This is a genomic window from Leeuwenhoekiella aequorea (assembly GCF_004104375.1).
Taxonomy (GTDB): domain Bacteria; phylum Bacteroidota; class Bacteroidia; order Flavobacteriales; family Flavobacteriaceae; genus Leeuwenhoekiella; species Leeuwenhoekiella aequorea.
The window spans coordinates 199,305-216,962 of record NZ_QOVM01000005.1 but is presented as its reverse complement, the minus strand read 5'-3'; the positions used below and the strand labels follow the sequence as shown (position 1 = coordinate 216,962).

The following is a 17,658-nucleotide window of genomic DNA, read 5'->3' as shown; positions in this document are numbered from 1 at the left end:
TAAATTACTTATGATTAATCTAAAACATCTAACATTGAAAGAGATAGCCATTTTTTCATTATTCATAGTCCTTATATCCTGTAAGGAAAATAACAAGTCAATAATAAAGCCTAAAGATACTACAGAGATGACATACAACGAAAATTTTCGCCCACAATATCATTATTCTCCAGAAGCACATTGGATGAATGATCCTAACGGACTTGTTTACCATAATGGAACGTATCATTTGTACTTTCAGTATCACCCGGAGTCTTCAATTTGGGGTCCTATGCATTGGGGCCACGCAACAAGTAAAAATTTAAAAGATTGGGAAAATGAACCTGTAGCATTGGCTCCAGATTCTCTAGGCTATATATTTTCAGGCAGTGCTGTAGTAGATTCTTTAAATTCATCTGGATTAGGCACTATAGAAAATCCACCATTAGTAGCCATGTTCACCTACCACGATCCTAAAGGAGCCGAAGCTAAAACCACAGATTATCAATATCAAGGTATTGCTTATAGTCTTGATAATGGCAAAACATTTACCAAGTATAAAAATAATCCTGTTGTTCCCAATACCGATAAATTGGTAGATTTTAGAGATCCTAAAGTCTTCTGGGATACGAGTACTCAAAAATGGATTTTAATATTAGTTGCCGGGGATTATGCGATGTTTTATAATTCAGATAATTTAATAGACTGGACGTATTTAAGCGAATTTGGTAGAGATCGTGGGGCTCACGGAGGCGTATGGGAATGTCCAGATTTATTTCCGCTAACGATTGCTGAAACGGGAGAAACAAAATGGATCCTGTTAATAAGTATAAATCCAGGCGCTCCCAATGGTGGATCTGGCACACAATATTTTGTAGGTGATTTTGACGGAAAAACATTTACATCAAATCAACAAGATGAAAAGTGGATCGATCTCGGTCGTGATAATTATGCAGGAATAACGTATAACAATTTACCGCAAGAAGAGCGCATTTTTATAGGTTGGATGAGTAATTGGGAGTATGGACAAGAAACTCCTACTGAAGCTTGGCGCAGTGCAATGACCCTCCCTCGTAAACTTGAATTACATAAAACAACTGATTATTTTCTATCAAACAACCCTCTACCCGAATTAACAGCGGGTCTAGATACTAGTTCTCCAGAAATTAAAAAAGAATCGGGTGTTACAAAGTTTACAGATCCTAACTTAAATCAATCAAAGATATCCTTCAAACTGCCAAAACCGCTCTCTAATTTTGAATTAAAGCTTAGCAACACCAAAGGTGAATTTCTTGCTATCAATTATAATGCAACTACAAAAGAATATAGTTTAGACCGCAGTAAAAGTGGGCAGGTTTCTTTTTCAGATAAATTTGCTTCTCCATTAATGAAAGCTCCGGCAATTTTTAAAGATAATACGGCTAGTGATTTTGCCATATATTTAGATTCCTCATCAATAGAATTTTTTGCAGATGGTGGCTCTAATGCACTCACAGCCCAGTTTTTTCCTAATGATGCTTTTACCAATTTTAGCTTAGCAACAAAAGATGAAATAAAGGAGTTAAGTATTATACACATCCCTTCTATCTGGTAATTAACAAAATATTTTAATCAATGAAAGCAGTTCAAAAATGGTCGATCACAGTTGCACTTGCCGGTTTTCTCTTTGGCTTTGATACCGTTGTTATTTCTGGTGCAAATTTACCTGTACGGGAATTATGGAATTTATCTCCATTATTTCACGGTCTATTCATTATGTCTATGGCACTATGGGGAACAGTCTTGGGTTCACTCACAGGAGGTATTCCTTGTGATCGTTTTGGAAGGAAAAAGACATTATTTTGGATTGGTATACTTTATTTAATATCAGCAATGGGCTCAGCGCTCTCTCATGATCCCTATCTATTTTCATTCTTTAGGTTTATTGGCGGTGTAGGCGTAGGTGCCTCTTCTGTAGCTGCTCCCACCTATATTTCTGAAATTTCTACTGCATCAAACAGAGGCAAACTTGTTGCTTTGTACCAGTTTAATATTGTCTTTGGAATTTTAATTGCATTCTTTTCAAATTACCTTCTAGAAGGTTTTCAAGGTTCTAATGACTGGAGATGGATGTTGGGGGTTGAAAGCATTCCTGCCATTTTATATATTTTGCTTGTGCTAGGTGTTCCAGAAAGTCCGCGATGGCTTTTACATAAACATAAAGCAGAAAAAGAAGCATTCACAATTTTAAATCGCGTTTATCCCAGTGCCGAAGCTCAACAAAAAATTGATCATATAAAGAACGAACTAGCTAAAACTTCAGATGAAGTTAAGCTGTTTACAAAGCGATTAAAAAAACCATTAATTCTCGCATTTCTAATTGCTTTTTTTAACCAGGTTTCTGGTATCAATTTTATACTGTACTATGCTCCCGAAATTTTAGTTAAAGCGGGATTAGCGACAGAAGATTCACTATTCAGTTCTATTTCAATAGGGGTTATAAATCTCTTATTTACATTTGTAGGTTTAGGTCTAATCGATAAATTAGGCAGACGCACACTTATGTTTATAGGATCGTTAGGCTATATCATAAGTCTCGCTAGTGTGGCGTGGTGCTTTTATACGAGTGCAAATTCAACACTTTTACTAGCATTTATTCTAATGTTTATTGCCTCTCACGCTATAGGACAAGGTGCTGTTATTTGGGTTTTTATTTCTGAAATTTTCCCGAATAAAGTACGCGCTTACGGTCAATCGTGGGGAACCGGAACACACTGGGTTTTTGCGGCTTTAATCACATTATTAACACCCGTATTTTTAGATGGAGAGGATGGGATTTTTAAAGACAATCCCTGGCCCATTTTTGCATTTTTTGCAGGCATGATGGTTCTGCAATTGCTATTTACAAAATTTATGATGCCTGAGACTAAAGGCATCTCACTCGAAGAATTAGAAGATAAATTATTAAACTAGAATGAAACAATCACTTACTGCAATAAGCTTTGGCGAAATTTTATGGGATGTATTTCCAGATGGAAAATCACTGGGAGGCGCTCCACTTAATTTATGTTTGAGAATGAAAAGTTTAGGTGCTTCTATGCGTATGATAAGCCGCCTTGGGACAGATGGCCTCGCAGAAGAAACACGTGCCGCAATTGATGAATTTAACCTCAACCAAGATCTTATTCAAGAAGATGATGAATTAGAAACAGGCAAGGTTCTGGTTTCCCTCAATGAGCAAGGAAGCGCTTCGTATAAAATTAAAAGTCCGGTCGCATGGGATAATATTAAACTTACACAGGCAAATCAAGAGGCTGTTGCGCATGCAGACTTGTTTATTTTTGGCTCACTCGCTGCTCGCAATAGCACTACACGCACTACACTAAAAGAATTGCTTCCGCAGACAAAATTTGCAATTTTTGATGTAAATCTTAGAGCACCACATTATAAACTAGAGCACCTGGTTCAGTTTATGAAACAAGCGCAAATGATCAAAATGAATGATGAAGAACTCATTGAAATTGCTGCTCATTTAGAGATAGAAAGTAAAGTGATGGAAGACCAGCTTGAGATAATAAGTAAGCTTACTAATACTAATATTATTTGCATTACCTGCGGCGATGCAGGAGCAGTTTTATATAAAGACGGTAGTTTACACACTCACGCTGGTTATAGTACTAAAGTTGTAGATACTGTAGGCGCAGGAGATTCCTTTCTAGCTGGTTTAATCTGCCAGTTATTTTTAGAAAAGAGTTCGCCAGACGATGCTTTAGCTTTTGCTTGCGCATTAGGTGCACTTGTAGCCGGTCAAAAAGGAGCAAATTCAAAAATTACTCCAGAAATTATCGCAGAGAAAATGGCGGAATAATTATTCCGCCATTTTTTCACATAATTCAATAGTTTCTAGAACGTGTGCTAAAGTAGTTCTTGGGTTAATTAAGCACATTCTTAAAACCGTTTGTTTGTTTAAGATAGTGGTTACCAGCATAGCTTCTCTGGATGAAACAACTTTTTCAGAAATTCTTGAATTTAATTTATCGAGTTCCTGCTCAGAAAGATTTTGATCTATCGGGTTGTATCTAAAATTGATAATCGCTAAAGTCGCGGGAGAAACAACTTCCCACTTTGGCGATTTACGTAATATACGCTCTACTTCTTCGCACAGATCAAAATTGTATTGTACCGCTTCTCGAAACGCTTTTAACCCAAACGTTTTTACACTCATATAAAATTTAAGTGCTCTAAAACGTCTGGTTAATTGTATGCCGTGATCATAGAAATTAATTTCAGAACTATTGCCTTCTATATCTTTTAAGTATTCTGGCTTTTCTGTAAATGTCCCACTCAACCATTTGTGATTACGCACGAGTAAACAACCCATTTCATAAGGTTGATAAAACCATTTATGCGGATCTACAGTAAGCGAGTCTGCTTTTTCAATACCTTTTAAAAGTTGCTTTCCGTTCTTTGCTAAAATTACTGCTCCACCGTAAGCACCATCTACGTGAAACCATAAATTTTCACTTTTTGCAATTGCCCCAAGGTCTTGAAGTTGATCTACAGTGCCCGTATTTGTTGTACCAGCAGAAGCCAATAAACAGAAAGGAACAAGACCTGCTAGTCTATCTTTATTGATTGCATTTTTTAGTTTGTTTAAACTAAACTTAAATTCTCCATCAGTAGGAATGATGCGTATTTGATCTTTTCTGAAACCTATTATGCGAATGGCTTTTATATTTGAAGAATGTGCCTGATCTGATAAATAAATAACTGCTTTAGAATAATCATCTCCGCATTTAATATTACGAGCAGTAACTAAAGCGGTTAAATTTGCCATCGAACCACCGCTGGTAAATATACCTCCTCCTTTTTTCTGAGGAAATCCATAAAGATTTAACAGCCAGTTAATGGTTAAAATCTCTAGCTCTGCCGCTGCAGGAGAGGCTACCCACCCTCCTGAAAAAACATTAAATCCCGTAGCTAGGGTATCTGCAATTGCACTTACATAATTACTAGGTCCTGGTACAAAGGAAAAGAATTTAGGATGGCTTAATAGGTTTGTATACGGCATTACTTTTTCCATCACGGTTTCCAGAACGCTATCTACCGCTGTGGCGTGTTCAGGAATATCTTCTCCTAAGAGAGAATCCATTTCTTTACGAGTTGCAAGCGATACCGGCTTTTTATCTTCTTGATTGAGGTGATGAGCAATGATCGAGTCAATAACTTTATAACCATAATCACGCATTTCTGCTTCAGTCAACTCTAATCGTGCCTCGGGCTTTGCTTTCATACTTTAATTTTTGGCAAAACTAGTTGTTTCTATTCCCACTAGAAAGTATCCCTTCAAAGAACCTGATAATTCTATTGTTTATCATGATTTTCAGTCAAAATAACGGTGCTAAGAACGCCTTAAAATAAGGTCAGGGCAACTTGTATTGCTCCATATTCCTGCTCTGGATTCCACATAGCAGTTGCTGAAGCCGGAATTATATAACTATTAAACACATTAATCTCTTTAGCATAAATAACACCCAAATTTGTCAAATTAGGCTTGTCACCATAAAAGTGTGCTTCACTTTCAAAGGAAAAAGCACCTCCTGCATATAAACTCAACGACCAATCTTTCTTTACTAAAACCGTATAACTGGCTTCTACATAATTTGAAAATGCATTGCGCAGTTGACCTGCACCATTTACATAAGTATCTCTACCTTGAACCAATGTACTCCAGGATAATTTTAGAGGAAGTTGGTCAAACTCATATCCAACGGTGACGTCTATAAAATGTGAAGTTGTACTTCTGTCATAATCAAATATTTTAGCTTCCGGAAAATCACTTGAATTATTAATATCCCATACAGAAACCGAAAAACCATTTACCGTATAGGAAACATAATAATCAAACTCTGAGTAGTACCCATTGAATCCGGCTCCACCCCAAAGACCTGCTTTAAACCGGCCATCTCTAGAAGTATAATTTATATCTGCGGCGGTCATAGGAGCGTCAGTTACTCGTAGTCCTTTCCACAAATGCATATTTTTTAGTTGTACATTAAAATCAAAAGGTTTGTAATCATTTGCCGTAGAATCTATAATTTCCAGTTCAGATGCACGTACGTCCTCCTGCGCTTCAAGCGATTGAAATGTACATATACATACCAACGCTACTATCGATTTAATGATTTTCATAATAAAATTCTGAGTGTTTACCCTAATATTAAAAACAGCAATGCCGCTATAACTGCACCAATAATTGGCCCCAAAACGGGTATCCAGGAATAACTCCAATTGCTATGCGTTTTTCCCTTTATAGGTAGCAATGCGTGTACAATACGCGGACCTAAATCCCGGGCCGGATTTATGGCATATCCTGTCGTTCCTCCCAGAGATAACCCAATTCCCCATACTACAAAAGCAACAGGAATAGCCCCTATAGAACCTAATCCCACTTTAGTTCCTGAGCCGTCGCTAATTTCAGCTTCTGAAAAATAGAATACACAAAAAACCAAAACGAATGTCCCAATGATTTCACTCATCATGTTCCTAAATGTATTCGGAATTGCCGGCGCTGTACAAAAAACCGCTCTCTTAACCGTAGGATCCTCAGTAGCGTCAAAGTGATCTTTATACATAACGTAAACCAGAGAAGACCCTATCATTGCGCCTATAAATTCTGCAGCAATATATGTGGGTACATCTGCCCAAGGAAACAAACCTCCTACTGCTAATCCTAGTGTAACTGCCGGATTTAAATGTGCTCCACTATAAGGGCCGGCTACTACTACACCAACGAATACAGCCAATCCCCAAGCTGTGGTGATTCCCATCCAACCGCTACCTTTACCGATTGTTTTATTAAGTATATCGTTTGCGACAATACCTCCGCCCAATAGTATTAATAAGGCTGTTCCTATAATTTCTGCTATAAATGGTGTCATATCGCGCTATTATAGTGTAGTCCAGTATTCTAGAGCTTTAATCGCTTTATACCATCCTTGGATTCCATCTTCTACTTTTGATTTATCATCTACAGGTTCAAAACGCTTATCTTCTTCCCACATTTCCTGAATCTGTTCTTTGCTGTCCCAGAAGCCTACTGCAAGTCCCGCAAGATAAGCTGCACCTAATGCTGTAGTTTCAATAATTTTAGGTCTGATTGTTACAGAATCTAAAACATCTGCCTGAAACTGCATAAGCGTATCATTTACAGACGCACCTCCATCTACTCGCAATTCTTTTATTTCAATATCAGAATCTGCGTGCATCGCTTTTAAAATATCCATTGTTTGGTAAGCGATAGATTCTATTGCTGCTCGAGCAATATGGGCATCAGTCGTTCCTCTGGTAACTCCAAATATTGTCCCTTTACCTTTTTGATTCCAATAAGGTGCTCCCATACCAGCAAAAGCAGGAATAAAATAAACTCCTTCTGTGGAATCTACTGAGGCAGCTAATTGTTCAACATCCTTAGATTTTTTAATAATTCCCAGACCGTCGCGCAACCACTGAATTACTGCTCCACCTATAAAAATGCTTCCTTCGAGAGCATATTCGGTTTTGCCATCTATACGCCACGCTACAGTAGTTAACAGGTTATTTTTTGAAATAATAGGTTTATCTCCTATGTTCATTAGCATAAAACATCCTGTACCATAAGTACTTTTAACCATACCTTTCTTTGTACACATTTGTCCAAAAAGTGCCGCCATTTGATCCCCCGCAATACCTGCTATCGGTATTTTAGAAGCAAAAACAGTAGTTTTTGTATGACCATAAATTTCACTAGAATCTTTTACTTCGGGCAACATACTTTTTGGTATTCCAAATAAATCTAAAAGCTCATCATCCCACTCCATGGTATTGATGTTAAATAAGAGTGTTCGGCTAGCGTTAGTCACATCAGTAACGTGTAATTCTCCTTTTGTAAATTTCCAGATAAGCCAGGTATCTATAGTTCCTAAAACTAAATCTCCTGCCTCTGCTCGTTCCCGAACGCCCTCAACATTATCAAGAATCCATTTTACCTTTGTACCTGAGAAGTAAGAATCGATTACAAGACCTGTTTTTTCCTGAATCATCTCAGATTTACCGCTTTCTTTAAGTTCGTCACAATAATCTGCAGTTCTTTTATCCTGCCATACAATCGCATTATAAACTGGCTCACCGGTTTTACGGTCCCATACGACAACCGTTTCCCGTTGATTAGTAATACCTATTCCTGCGATATTTTTTCCGTTTAAACCTTTAGACACAGTAGCTTCTGCTGCTACACCTGCTTGAGTAGACCATATTTCCTGAGGGTCGTGTTCTACCCAACCCGGTTGTGGAAAATGCTGATTAAACTCTTTTTGAGCTATTGAAACAATTTTCCCTTTCTTATCGAAAACGATTGCGCGTGAACTTGTAGTTCCTTGATCTAGTGATAAAATATACTGCTCCATACTACTGTGGTTTTATTGATTATCATCCCCTCACAAAAAGTAAGGGGAATAGGTTGTTAGTTATTATGCTGAAACCGGACTTGCATCAATGCAATACTGGCTTGCTAATTTTTTAAACTGTTGAATTTGATTTTGCTTCCAGACCTCGTCTTTATTTAACTCTTTTGCTAAAAGGTCAGCTACTTCTTCAGTCATACTTAAAGCTGCGTCTGCATCTAAAAATAAAGCCCTCACTCTTCTAGCTAAGACATCTTCTACTGTTCTCGCCATTTCATTACGTGCAGCAAATACTACTTCTGCTTTTGTAAAAGGCAAACGCGGATGTAATTTTTGACCTAATTCTGGATTGCTTGCGGTAAGTGCAGCTAATGCCTTTCGGTCTGTACCATAAATATATAAATGACTACTTCTGTCTTCGGTAGGTTTTGCTCCGTGAATTGCAAGGTCTTTAGTTTGGCAGGTTTTCTTAGGAAGCTTTTTTAAACTAATTGCTTTATTAATTGTATCCTGAGCCATACGGCGATAAGTGGTCCATTTTCCACCTGTAATAGTTAACAGACCAGATTCTGAAACAATAATTTTATGACTTCGTGATATTTCTTTTGTTTTTTCTGAATCATCTTTGGGTGCAGCAAGTGGACGTAAACCTGCAAAAATGCTACGTACATCAGAGCGTTTTACCGGCTTATCGAGATAATTATTGAATGTTTTAAGAATAAATTCTATCTCTTGTTCTTGTGCCTGTGGCTCTAAGCTATGATCATCAAGATTTGTATCTGTCGTACCTACAAGTACTTTATCGTGCCAAGGCACAGCAAACAGAACTCTTCCATCATCTGTCTTAGGAATCATAATCGCATCGTCACCCGGCAAGAAAGATTTATCAAAAACTAAATGCACACCTTGACTAGGCACAATTGATTTACGGGCATCTTTTTTCTGCATTTTTAAAATTTCATCAGAGAAAACCCCGGTTGCATTAATTACAAGATCACTTGCAAATGCATACTCTTTAGACGTTTCAGTATCCTGAGCATTTACTCCGGTTATCTTACCCGTAGGATCTTGAATGAGATCTGTAACCTTAAAATGATTAAGTAAAGTTGCTCCATTTTCAATAGCAGTTTGCGCCAGATTAATTGCCAATCGCGAGTCGTCAAATTGACCGTCTTTATAAACAACACCACCGTACAGTCCTTTTTTACGTAGTGTAGATAATCGCTCTACTGTTTTAGTTTTATTGATATGTGTAGATTTTCCCAAGCTTAATTTTCCTGCTAGAAAATCATATGCTTTCAAACCTATTGTATAGTAAATTCCTTCCCACCATCTGTAGTTAGGAATGACAAAACTTTGATTTTTTACCAAATGCGGTGCATTCTTTTCCAGAAGTCCACGCTCATGAAGTGCTTCACGTACAAGATCAATATTTCCTTGAGCTAAATACCGTACACCACCGTGAACTAATTTTGTACTTCTGCTTGAAGTACCTTTAGCATAATCAACTTGCTCTAACAATAAAGTTTTATATCCTCGAGTAACACTATCAACTGCAACTCCTAGTCCTGTTGCACCTCCACCTATTATAATTACATCCCATTTTGAAGTGTTGGGTAAAGAATTTACTAGGTGTTCGCGGTTAAAAATATTCTCCTCCATGATGTGTTACTATAATTAGTTCTCTCAAATATATAGATATTGAAATAAAACGAATGTGAATGAAAGTTAAAGTTTCGTTTAAATTGACTTAAAATTAATAAAACGAAATAAAACGAAAGCTAAACGAAGTTGTATACTTTACAAACGATCTATTATATTTGCTAGAATCTTGCTAAATATTGTGTATACTAGTATTATGGAGCGACACCAATTAATTTTAGATCATTTAAAAACCGAAAAACATATAAAAGTTGCAGCATTATGCGAACTTCTCGACGTATCTGCAGTAACTATTCGAAAAGATTTGAAACTTTTAGAAGATAAAGGGCTTTTATACAGAACACATGGCGGTGCCTCATTAGAAAACCCCTATATGAATGAGCGAGATGTATCTGAAAAAGCAACTATATCTGCTACCGAAAAATCAATGATTGCAGAGGCCGCTGCCTCACGTATTCAAGAAAATGACTCGATTATAATTGCAAGCGGTACAACCGTACAGCAACTAGGTAGCGCTATAAAACCAAAGGGAAAACTTAATGTAATTACCTCATCTCTGCTTGTAGCGATTGAGCTTATAAAACACAAAGACATAGACATTATACAACTAGGAGGAAATATAAGACACCGCTCTGCCTCTGTTACCGGTCATTATGCAGAGCATATCTTAAATCATATTTCATCTAACCAATTTTTTATGGGTGTTGATGGCATTGATTTAGATTATGGTTGCACGACCACAAATATTGAAGAAGCTATTCTCAATCAGAAAATGATGCAGGCTGCCCAAAAAACTATTATTTTGGCAGATTCTTCAAAATTTGGAAAACGCAGTTTAGCTAAGATTTGTAATCTTGATGATATAAGCGAGATTATTACCGATAAAGATCTTTCTTCTGCACTTGCAGATCGCATTCAAGAAATGGGAATCAAGCTTACTTTAGTTTAAAGCACCTACGATTAGTTTACCGTGATATGCTCTAGCCGCTAAGTGACTATGCAGTTTTGTAAGGTTATGCTTCGTAATTTTACCAGCGGGCATAATTTCTATTTTAGAACCAGCGATTTTAATCATTTGTGCTAATATGGGAATCCCATCTTCTGCAGTTTCGCGACCTCCAGAAGTTAGTACCGTATCAATTAATGAAAGCTTAAGTAAAGATTTAAGTGCAACCACCGGATCTTCGCATGCATCGATAGCTTTGTGTATTACAATTTTTAATGGTTGTGCATATTCTGAAAGCTCTTTTATAGCTTTTAGATTCAGTGTATTACCTTCATTTAATACACCAAAAACAATTCCCTCAACTTGAGCTGTTTTGCAATTAGCTATACTCGCTTTCATTTGCTCTATTTCCGCATCATTATATATAAAATCGCCGCTTCGTGGTCTAATCATAACACGAACAGGAATTTGTACCTGAGCCATTACTTCGTTAATAATTGAAGAGGACGGGGTTAATCCACCACATTCTAAGTTGACACAAAGCTCCAATCGATTAGCTCCTTTTAATGCTGCAGTTGCAGCTTCAGCCTTAGATGTAACGCAAGCTTCTTTCATATAGGATACGTGCATAAGCTAGTTTTTAGCTTTGGGATCTCTTAATGTTTCGGAAGTTATTTTACCTTGTAATTTTCCATTTTTAAAAAGGCCTGCACGTATAGTAGTTCCCGGCTTCAGCTCTAAAGGCTTACTATATAATTTTGATTTTGAGGTAGGAGTACTTCCATCTGTAGTGAAAAACAGTATCCCATCCCATTGCTTATGCAGGTTTACCCTATAATTTTTATGTTTCTCATCATACTTAGCATTAATTTCGATGTCAAAAATTGTTTTTGCATACGGCAAACCCATAGCTTCATAACGTTTAAACTGACCGGGAAGACGATTTTTAAAACTACTCCAGTTTTTATGTTCTTTACCACTCCATACCACTTCAGACAAAGCACTTACCCGCGGAAGCAACATATACCATCTACTAGCATTTGTGGGTAAATATTCGGTCCAAAGGTTAGCTTGTGCGCCTAAAATATAATCACGCTCTCTAGCGTTTAAAACCGCAGGTGTGGGATCATAAGAATACACCTTTTCTAAAGGAAGATAACCTCCTATACTCAAAGGCTCTTGCTCTACATCTCCTTGTGCGTGATCAAAGTAAAGATGAGAATTAGGACTCATAACCACCTGATGTCCACTTTTTGCTGCAGCGATACCGCCTTCTTCTCCGCGCCAGGACATCACAGCAGCATTAGGAGCGAGACCACCTTCTAAAATTTCATCCCAGCCTATAATTTGCCTTCCTTTATCATTTAGATACGACTCAATACGTTTAATGAAATAACTCTGCAGCTCGTGTTCATCTTTTAATCCTAGCGAATCCATTTTTGCCTGTACTCTTCTCGAATTTTTCCATTGATCTTTTGGAGCTTCATCTCCTCCTATATGAATATATTCTGATGGAAAAATATCGATTACCTCAGATAGTACATCTTCAAGAAAATTAAACGTGCTTTCTTCTACATTAAAAATATCTGGAAATACTCCCCAGGTAGTAACCGGTTTTACAGCTCTATTGGTATTTCCTAATTCTGGATAAGCAGCAATCGCAGCGGTTGCATGGCCAGGCATTTCTATTTCTGGAACAACTGTAATAAATAAACTTCTCGCATATTCTACGATCTCTCTGGCTTCTTCTTGAGTATAAAAACCTCCGTATCGTTTTCCGTCATATTTGTTAGATCCATAATGACCTAATAAAGTAGAATCTCGAAAAGCACCAACTTCTGTAAGACGCGGATATTTTTTAATTTCTAATCTCCATCCCTGGTCTTCGGTTAGATGCCAATGAAAGGTATTGAGTTTATGCAAAGCCATATTATCAAGGTACTTCTTTATAAACGACACAGAACTCACGTGCCTTCCCGTGTCTAAATGAAGTCCGCGCCACTTGTATTTAGGAACATCCTTTATATGAACTCCAGGAATCTTCCACTCAAAACCTCTTAGGATTTGATCGTGTTCAAATTCTACCGGCAACAGTTGTCTTATAGTTTGAACAGCATAAAATAAGCCTGCAGGATCTTTTGCAGTGATATTTACCTGATATCTTGCTACGTCGAGTTCATATCCTTCATTTCCTAATTGTGCTAATGAATCTAAGCGGAAAACCACGACTCCAGTCATATATTGATTAAATTCTGAAAGTGGTTTTATAGGAACTTTCATCCCACTTACGGTTCTGATACGAGACTGAAAATAATCTGCCACATCAACAGCACGGTAATTTGACGTGTCTACATAAAACTGGGTTCTTTCATTCAACTCGAAATCTCCATATTGAAACTCGTATTCTGAAGGACGCGGAATAAGAGGTATTTCATATTTCTGTGCGCTTGTTTCGCAGAAAACAAAGAAGGCGGCAAGAAGAAGAATCAAACTGAGTTTAAAAAATTGTCCTGTATGCATAGTATTTTTATTAGTGAACTTCAAATATGAAGAAACTGTAAACCAAAAAATAAGTGATATAGCCTACCAACTATTCACTTACTAAAATCATTCTTACAAATATGAGAATATGTGTTCTATTTTAAAAGATTGATCACTGTAAAAGAGAACGATTAAGCATTTAAAAAAATATCTAAGCAAATACTTATTGAGTAATTTGAATATATAACAACGCGTATTCAGTTCTTAATCAATTATTCAATCATTTAAGAATGGCTAATTCTACATAGTAAATAGTTAACATAATAGCATAAGTTATTTTGCTATTTTTGGCTCAAACTTTTCATTATATGCATTATAGAAAACACATTTTAGTTATAGCAATTTGCTTTCTTGTTGCCCTACCAAGCTCGGCACAAGATCAGGTATCTGCACAGATTATTAAGGAGCGTGACTCACTATTACTTAATCTTAATAAGCAATTAGAGGACAATGCAATAAAATTAAAATCACTTCAAGGTGAATTTTCAGACCTTAACCCTAACCGTACCAGCCAGCGTCTGGGGAGTTTAGATAGTATTATTTCTAAACAAGAAAATAGAATTACCCTTCTTGAAAACTCTAGAAAAATTCAGCTTAAGCTCAACGGTCAACTTGCTTTTACCGAGTTGATGAGTATTCACAGAGATATCAAACCTAGTAACTTACTCTTATCATCTCAAGAATTTTTCAGTAAAATAGCAGCGATAAACAATCCTACAAATTATTCGGCGTATCAAAGTTGGTTTAAAGAATATCAAGACTGGTATGAGCGTAAAAAAGGAAAAGACAACTGGTTAGATTTAATAAATAATAGTCTTACAGTACTTAACAAACCGGCGAGTAATGTACCGCTATATGGTTCGCTTTATCAAACATTTTCTACCGGAATCACCTCTGCAATAGAAATAGTAGGTGGTGCAAGTAGAGATCTAAGAGATAAAACACCTGCGATGCTTAACGTATTAAATACAGCCAGCCAGTTTAGCCAGCAACAAAGCATTATTGATAATGAATGGAGAAGTATAAATGATGAGTTGAATAAACTTGAGAATGAATACAACCGCCTTTTAGAAGAGCAGGCAACGTATTACGGGCTAAATATGGTTATGGTAAAGCAATATCAAAATGCTACACTAGATAGCGAGCGTGAGACTTTAAAGAATAATTTTAGAAGAGCCATAAATACAAAAATCGGGGCTATGGAAAAAGAGCACAATAAAGAGTGGCTCACCGAAGTAGAGCGTTTTATGGTAAAAACACAATCGCTACGTCAGCGTTTTGGGATGCTTACCTTACGAATGAAAAGCAATATTGCTAAGTACAACGAACTTATAGTACAATTTTCTAAAAATGAATTGCTTCCAGAAGAATTTCGTTCAAAAATTAAAGAATTACAAAGCAGTATAGACCAAGTAAATGCTAACTTTAATGCAGTCTTTAATCCTTCAAAATATATAGAAGATTCTGCTGTAATGTACATTACCCAATAAAAGTTATGTTTAACTAAATCCTGTTTGTTATGAGAATGCTGAAAAAAGAAGATATTAAACAAGAAGTATTTGATTTATACGACGCATATGCACATAACAAATTAGAGCGTAGACAATTTGTTGAAAAGCTTTCTATGTTTGCAGTAGGAAGTGTTACAGTTCCTGCATTATTAAGTTTTCTAATGCCAGATTATGAGAGCACTTTGCTCATAGATAAAAATGATCCTAATCTGGATTCAGAATTTATCACTTATGATTCGCCTAAAGGCGGAGGAGCTATCAAAGCATTACTCTCTAAACCGAAAGATGCAACTCAAAAACTTGGAGGTATTGTTGTCGTTCATGAAAATCGCGGTCTCAATCCTTATATTGAAGATACAGCCCGCAGAGCAGCACTAGATGGTTTTATTACTATTGCACCCGATGCATTGAGTCCGTTAGGAGGTTATCCTGGTAATGATGATGCGGGTCGTGAAATGCAACGTAAGCGTGATAGCGGTGAGATGCTTCAGGATTTTATTGCTGCCTATGAATATTTAAAAAATCATGAAGATTGCAATGGAAATGTAGGCGTGGTAGGATTTTGTTTTGGTGGTTCAATTTCAAATATGATGGCGGTAAACGTTCCTGATCTAGCGGCAGCGGTTCCGTTTTACGGAGGGCAACCTACTGAAGAAATCGACAACATCAACGCGCCATTATTACTACACTACGCCGGTTTAGATGAGCGCATTAATGGTGGGTGGCCAGAATATGAAGCTAAGCTTAAAGAATTTAATAAGGAATATGGCGTATTCTTTTATCCAGATGTTAATCACGGTTTTCACAATACAACGACTCCACGCTATGATAAGGAAGCTGCAGAACTTGCATGGAGCAGAACGATTGCTTTCTTTAAAGAGCATTTAAGCTAACAAATACATAATCATCAGTATAAAAAGACCAGCAAACTAGCGTTTGCTGATCTTTTTTTTGCAATCTCCCACAACTCAATAACCAGCATTACACATCTACAATTTCGTTTATCAACCAACAGTATCCCCATACAAACTTCAATTTTATAGTAAAAAACTAAATTGTATAAAAGTGCTTACCGAATGTTTTTTTGCAATCACTTAAAATCTCCTACCACCCGTTGAATGCCTGTTTTTCATACACATATATTGTCCATCTTTACTATCAAATAAGAAACTTTAAAAAAAATAATATGAAAAGTAACAACATCAAAAAAGCCGTATTAGTCATTTTATGCTGCATAGGTTCTGTAACATTATCTAACGCACAAGACCAAAAAAGAGAACGCAAAGAGCCACCTACATACGCTCAGCTTTTAAAAGACTTAGATAAAAACGAAGATGGTAAACTTTCTAAAGCAGAATTAAAAGGACCATTAAAAGAAGATTTTGATAAAATAGACACCGATAAAGACGGTTTTATTTCTGAAAAAGAATTTAAAAAAGCGCCTAAGCCTAAAGATAAAGGCCAGAGAGATCGCAAATAAATATTAAGAATTGTTTGATTAGTTTGATTTGATTAGAAATAAGCTTCGTAAGTAATTATGAAGCTTATTTTATTTGATAACCAATCATACCACACAAATATTTCAAATTTCTAAATACCTACACCTATGAAAATTAAATTATTCAGAATTCAAATGTTAGCGGCCGTATTAATTCTATCATTGACTTTCTGTTGCACATCTTGCTCTAGCGACGATAAATCAGACACGCAAGCCAGTACCGAAACTACACAAGATGTTGCGTTATCTAATTTTGTTACAGATGCAGTAACTATAACAATTGTACCCTGCACCTTATCTGATGGCTCTTCTACAAATTGCTACGAGATTGTGACCAGCAGCACCCCTACAGATCATCAAATGGGACCTTGGTGCCCTACATCAATTACAGATGATGCGAGCGCAGGTGGTATCTGGCTTGAAAATGGAGAAGTTTATGATGTGGATGGTGCCTTTATTCAAAATATGGCAACCCTTTACAACGATTCAAATTGGTTAATGTATAACGATCAAGGAGAGGTATATGTCACAAAAACCGAAGAAGACTGTTTAAATGCAGCTAATCCTAATGTAGGTGAAGAATATGAGAATTTTTGCGTAGAGTGCTTGCCTTCTTACATTACTGATGTCTCACAATCTTATTTAATTCCTATAAAACCAGTTCTACAAAATACTGCGACACTATTTTCTACGGGACCTGGTGGTCCGGGTAACAGCGCCCCTTCTACTCGAGGAATCGCACTGAATGGTATAGAATTTTCTGCACCGGCACCTACAGATAATATTTTAGACGCATACACCCTTGCGCCATTTGATGATGCCGGAGGTCATATTAATGCACATCAAGGGTATCATTATCACGCAGCAACGGGATTCAGCACAAAAGTGAATCAGTCTGACGGGCACGCGGCTTTAATAGGTTATGCACTTGACGGTATAGGAATTTACGAATTGGAAGATGGTGATGGAAATACAGCAACAGACCTCGATGATTTAAGAGGTCATAGTGACACGGTACGCGGTTACCACTACCACGTAGATGCTGCTGGATCTAATAACTTTATAAATGGGCTCAAAGGAGCTTATGCAATTTAATAAACT

15 protein-coding genes are annotated in these 17,658 nt (G+C 36.8%); 8 read left to right on the top strand and 7 right to left on the bottom strand.

The features are described from left to right. Positions 1–127: 127 nt before the first annotated feature. Genes DSM00_RS12120 through DSM00_RS12110 form a run of 3 tightly spaced genes read left to right on the top strand, consistent with a single transcriptional unit; the run spans position 128 to position 3,826 of the window. A complete protein-coding gene (locus DSM00_RS12120; RefSeq protein ID WP_128758232.1) occupies positions 128–1,573 on the top strand; it encodes a glycoside hydrolase family 32 protein in 1,446 nt (481 codons plus the stop codon). 20 nt (positions 1,574–1,593) lie between these two features. Further along, the gene (locus DSM00_RS12115) at positions 1,594–2,931 is read left to right on the top strand and encodes a sugar porter family MFS transporter (protein ID WP_128758231.1); all 1,338 of its coding nucleotides are present in this window, start codon (positions 1,594–1,596) and stop codon (positions 2,929–2,931) included. Between the two features lies 1 nt (position 2,932). Further along, positions 2,933–3,826: a carbohydrate kinase family protein gene (locus DSM00_RS12110; protein ID WP_128758230.1), complete on the top strand. Its 894-nt coding sequence runs from the start codon at positions 2,933–2,935 to the stop codon at positions 3,824–3,826. Here the strand turns inward: DSM00_RS12110 and DSM00_RS12105 are convergent, their stop codons facing one another. The 5 genes from DSM00_RS12105 to DSM00_RS12085 all read right to left on the bottom strand — a co-directional run bounded on the left by DSM00_RS12105 (position 3,827) and on the right by DSM00_RS12085 (position 10,061). Next, on the bottom strand, positions 3,827–5,251 hold the full coding sequence (locus tag DSM00_RS12105; RefSeq protein ID WP_128758229.1) for a pyridoxal phosphate-dependent decarboxylase family protein: 1,425 nt from the start codon (positions 5,249–5,251) through the stop codon (positions 3,827–3,829). 119 nt (positions 5,252–5,370) lie between these two features. Continuing rightward, the gene (locus DSM00_RS12100) at positions 5,371–6,150 is read right to left on the bottom strand and encodes a hypothetical protein (protein ID WP_128758228.1); all 780 of its coding nucleotides are present in this window, start codon (positions 6,148–6,150) and stop codon (positions 5,371–5,373) included. A gap of 17 nt (positions 6,151–6,167) precedes the next feature. Further along, the gene (locus DSM00_RS12095) at positions 6,168–6,899 is read right to left on the bottom strand and encodes an MIP/aquaporin family protein (protein ID WP_128758227.1); all 732 of its coding nucleotides are present in this window, start codon (positions 6,897–6,899) and stop codon (positions 6,168–6,170) included. A gap of 9 nt (positions 6,900–6,908) precedes the next feature. Continuing rightward, entirely contained in the window at positions 6,909–8,402 is a 1,494-nt protein-coding gene (gene glpK / locus DSM00_RS12090) for a glycerol kinase GlpK (protein ID WP_128758226.1), read from the bottom strand. A 63-nt stretch (positions 8,403–8,465) separates the two neighbouring features. Then, on the bottom strand, positions 8,466–10,061 hold the full coding sequence (locus tag DSM00_RS12085; protein ID WP_128758225.1) for a glycerol-3-phosphate dehydrogenase/oxidase: 1,596 nt from the start codon (positions 10,059–10,061) through the stop codon (positions 8,466–8,468). A 196-nt stretch (positions 10,062–10,257) separates the two neighbouring features. Here DSM00_RS12085 and DSM00_RS12080 point away from each other — a divergent pair, with 196 nt between their 5' ends. Continuing rightward, complete coding sequence (locus tag DSM00_RS12080) at positions 10,258–11,010, top strand: DeoR/GlpR family DNA-binding transcription regulator (RefSeq protein ID WP_128758224.1); 753 nt, start codon at positions 10,258–10,260, stop codon at positions 11,008–11,010. Here DSM00_RS12080 and DSM00_RS12075 read toward each other — a convergent pair. Together DSM00_RS12075 and DSM00_RS12070 are read right to left on the bottom strand one after the other, a co-directional pair. Beyond that, entirely contained in the window at positions 11,002–11,637 is a 636-nt protein-coding gene (locus DSM00_RS12075; protein ID WP_128758223.1) for a copper homeostasis protein CutC, read from the bottom strand. The two genes, DSM00_RS12080 and DSM00_RS12075, sit on opposite strands and share 9 nt — an antisense overlap. 3 nt (positions 11,638–11,640) lie before the next feature. Then, positions 11,641–13,527: a beta-N-acetylhexosaminidase gene (locus tag DSM00_RS12070; protein ID WP_164916332.1), complete on the bottom strand. Its 1,887-nt coding sequence runs from the start codon at positions 13,525–13,527 to the stop codon at positions 11,641–11,643. Positions 13,528–13,856: 329 nt separating this feature from the next. Between DSM00_RS12070 and DSM00_RS12065 the strand changes: the two genes are divergently transcribed. From DSM00_RS12065 to DSM00_RS12050, 4 genes are all read left to right on the top strand, one after another. Beyond that, complete coding sequence (locus tag DSM00_RS12065) at positions 13,857–15,038, top strand: hypothetical protein (protein ID WP_128758222.1); 1,182 nt, start codon at positions 13,857–13,859, stop codon at positions 15,036–15,038. A gap of 29 nt (positions 15,039–15,067) precedes the next feature. Next, positions 15,068–15,952 carry a dienelactone hydrolase family protein gene (locus tag DSM00_RS12060; protein ID WP_128758221.1) on the top strand — a complete coding sequence of 295 codons (885 nt, stop codon included), beginning with the start codon at positions 15,068–15,070 and terminating at the stop codon, positions 15,950–15,952. A 293-nt stretch (positions 15,953–16,245) separates the two neighbouring features. After that, complete coding sequence (locus DSM00_RS12055; protein ID WP_128758220.1) at positions 16,246–16,539, top strand: EF-hand domain-containing protein; 294 nt, start codon at positions 16,246–16,248, stop codon at positions 16,537–16,539. Positions 16,540–16,665: 126 nt separating this feature from the next. Further along, positions 16,666–17,652: a YHYH protein gene (locus tag DSM00_RS12050; protein ID WP_128758219.1), complete on the top strand. Its 987-nt coding sequence runs from the start codon at positions 16,666–16,668 to the stop codon at positions 17,650–17,652. The last annotated feature ends 6 nt before the right edge of the window (positions 17,653–17,658 follow it).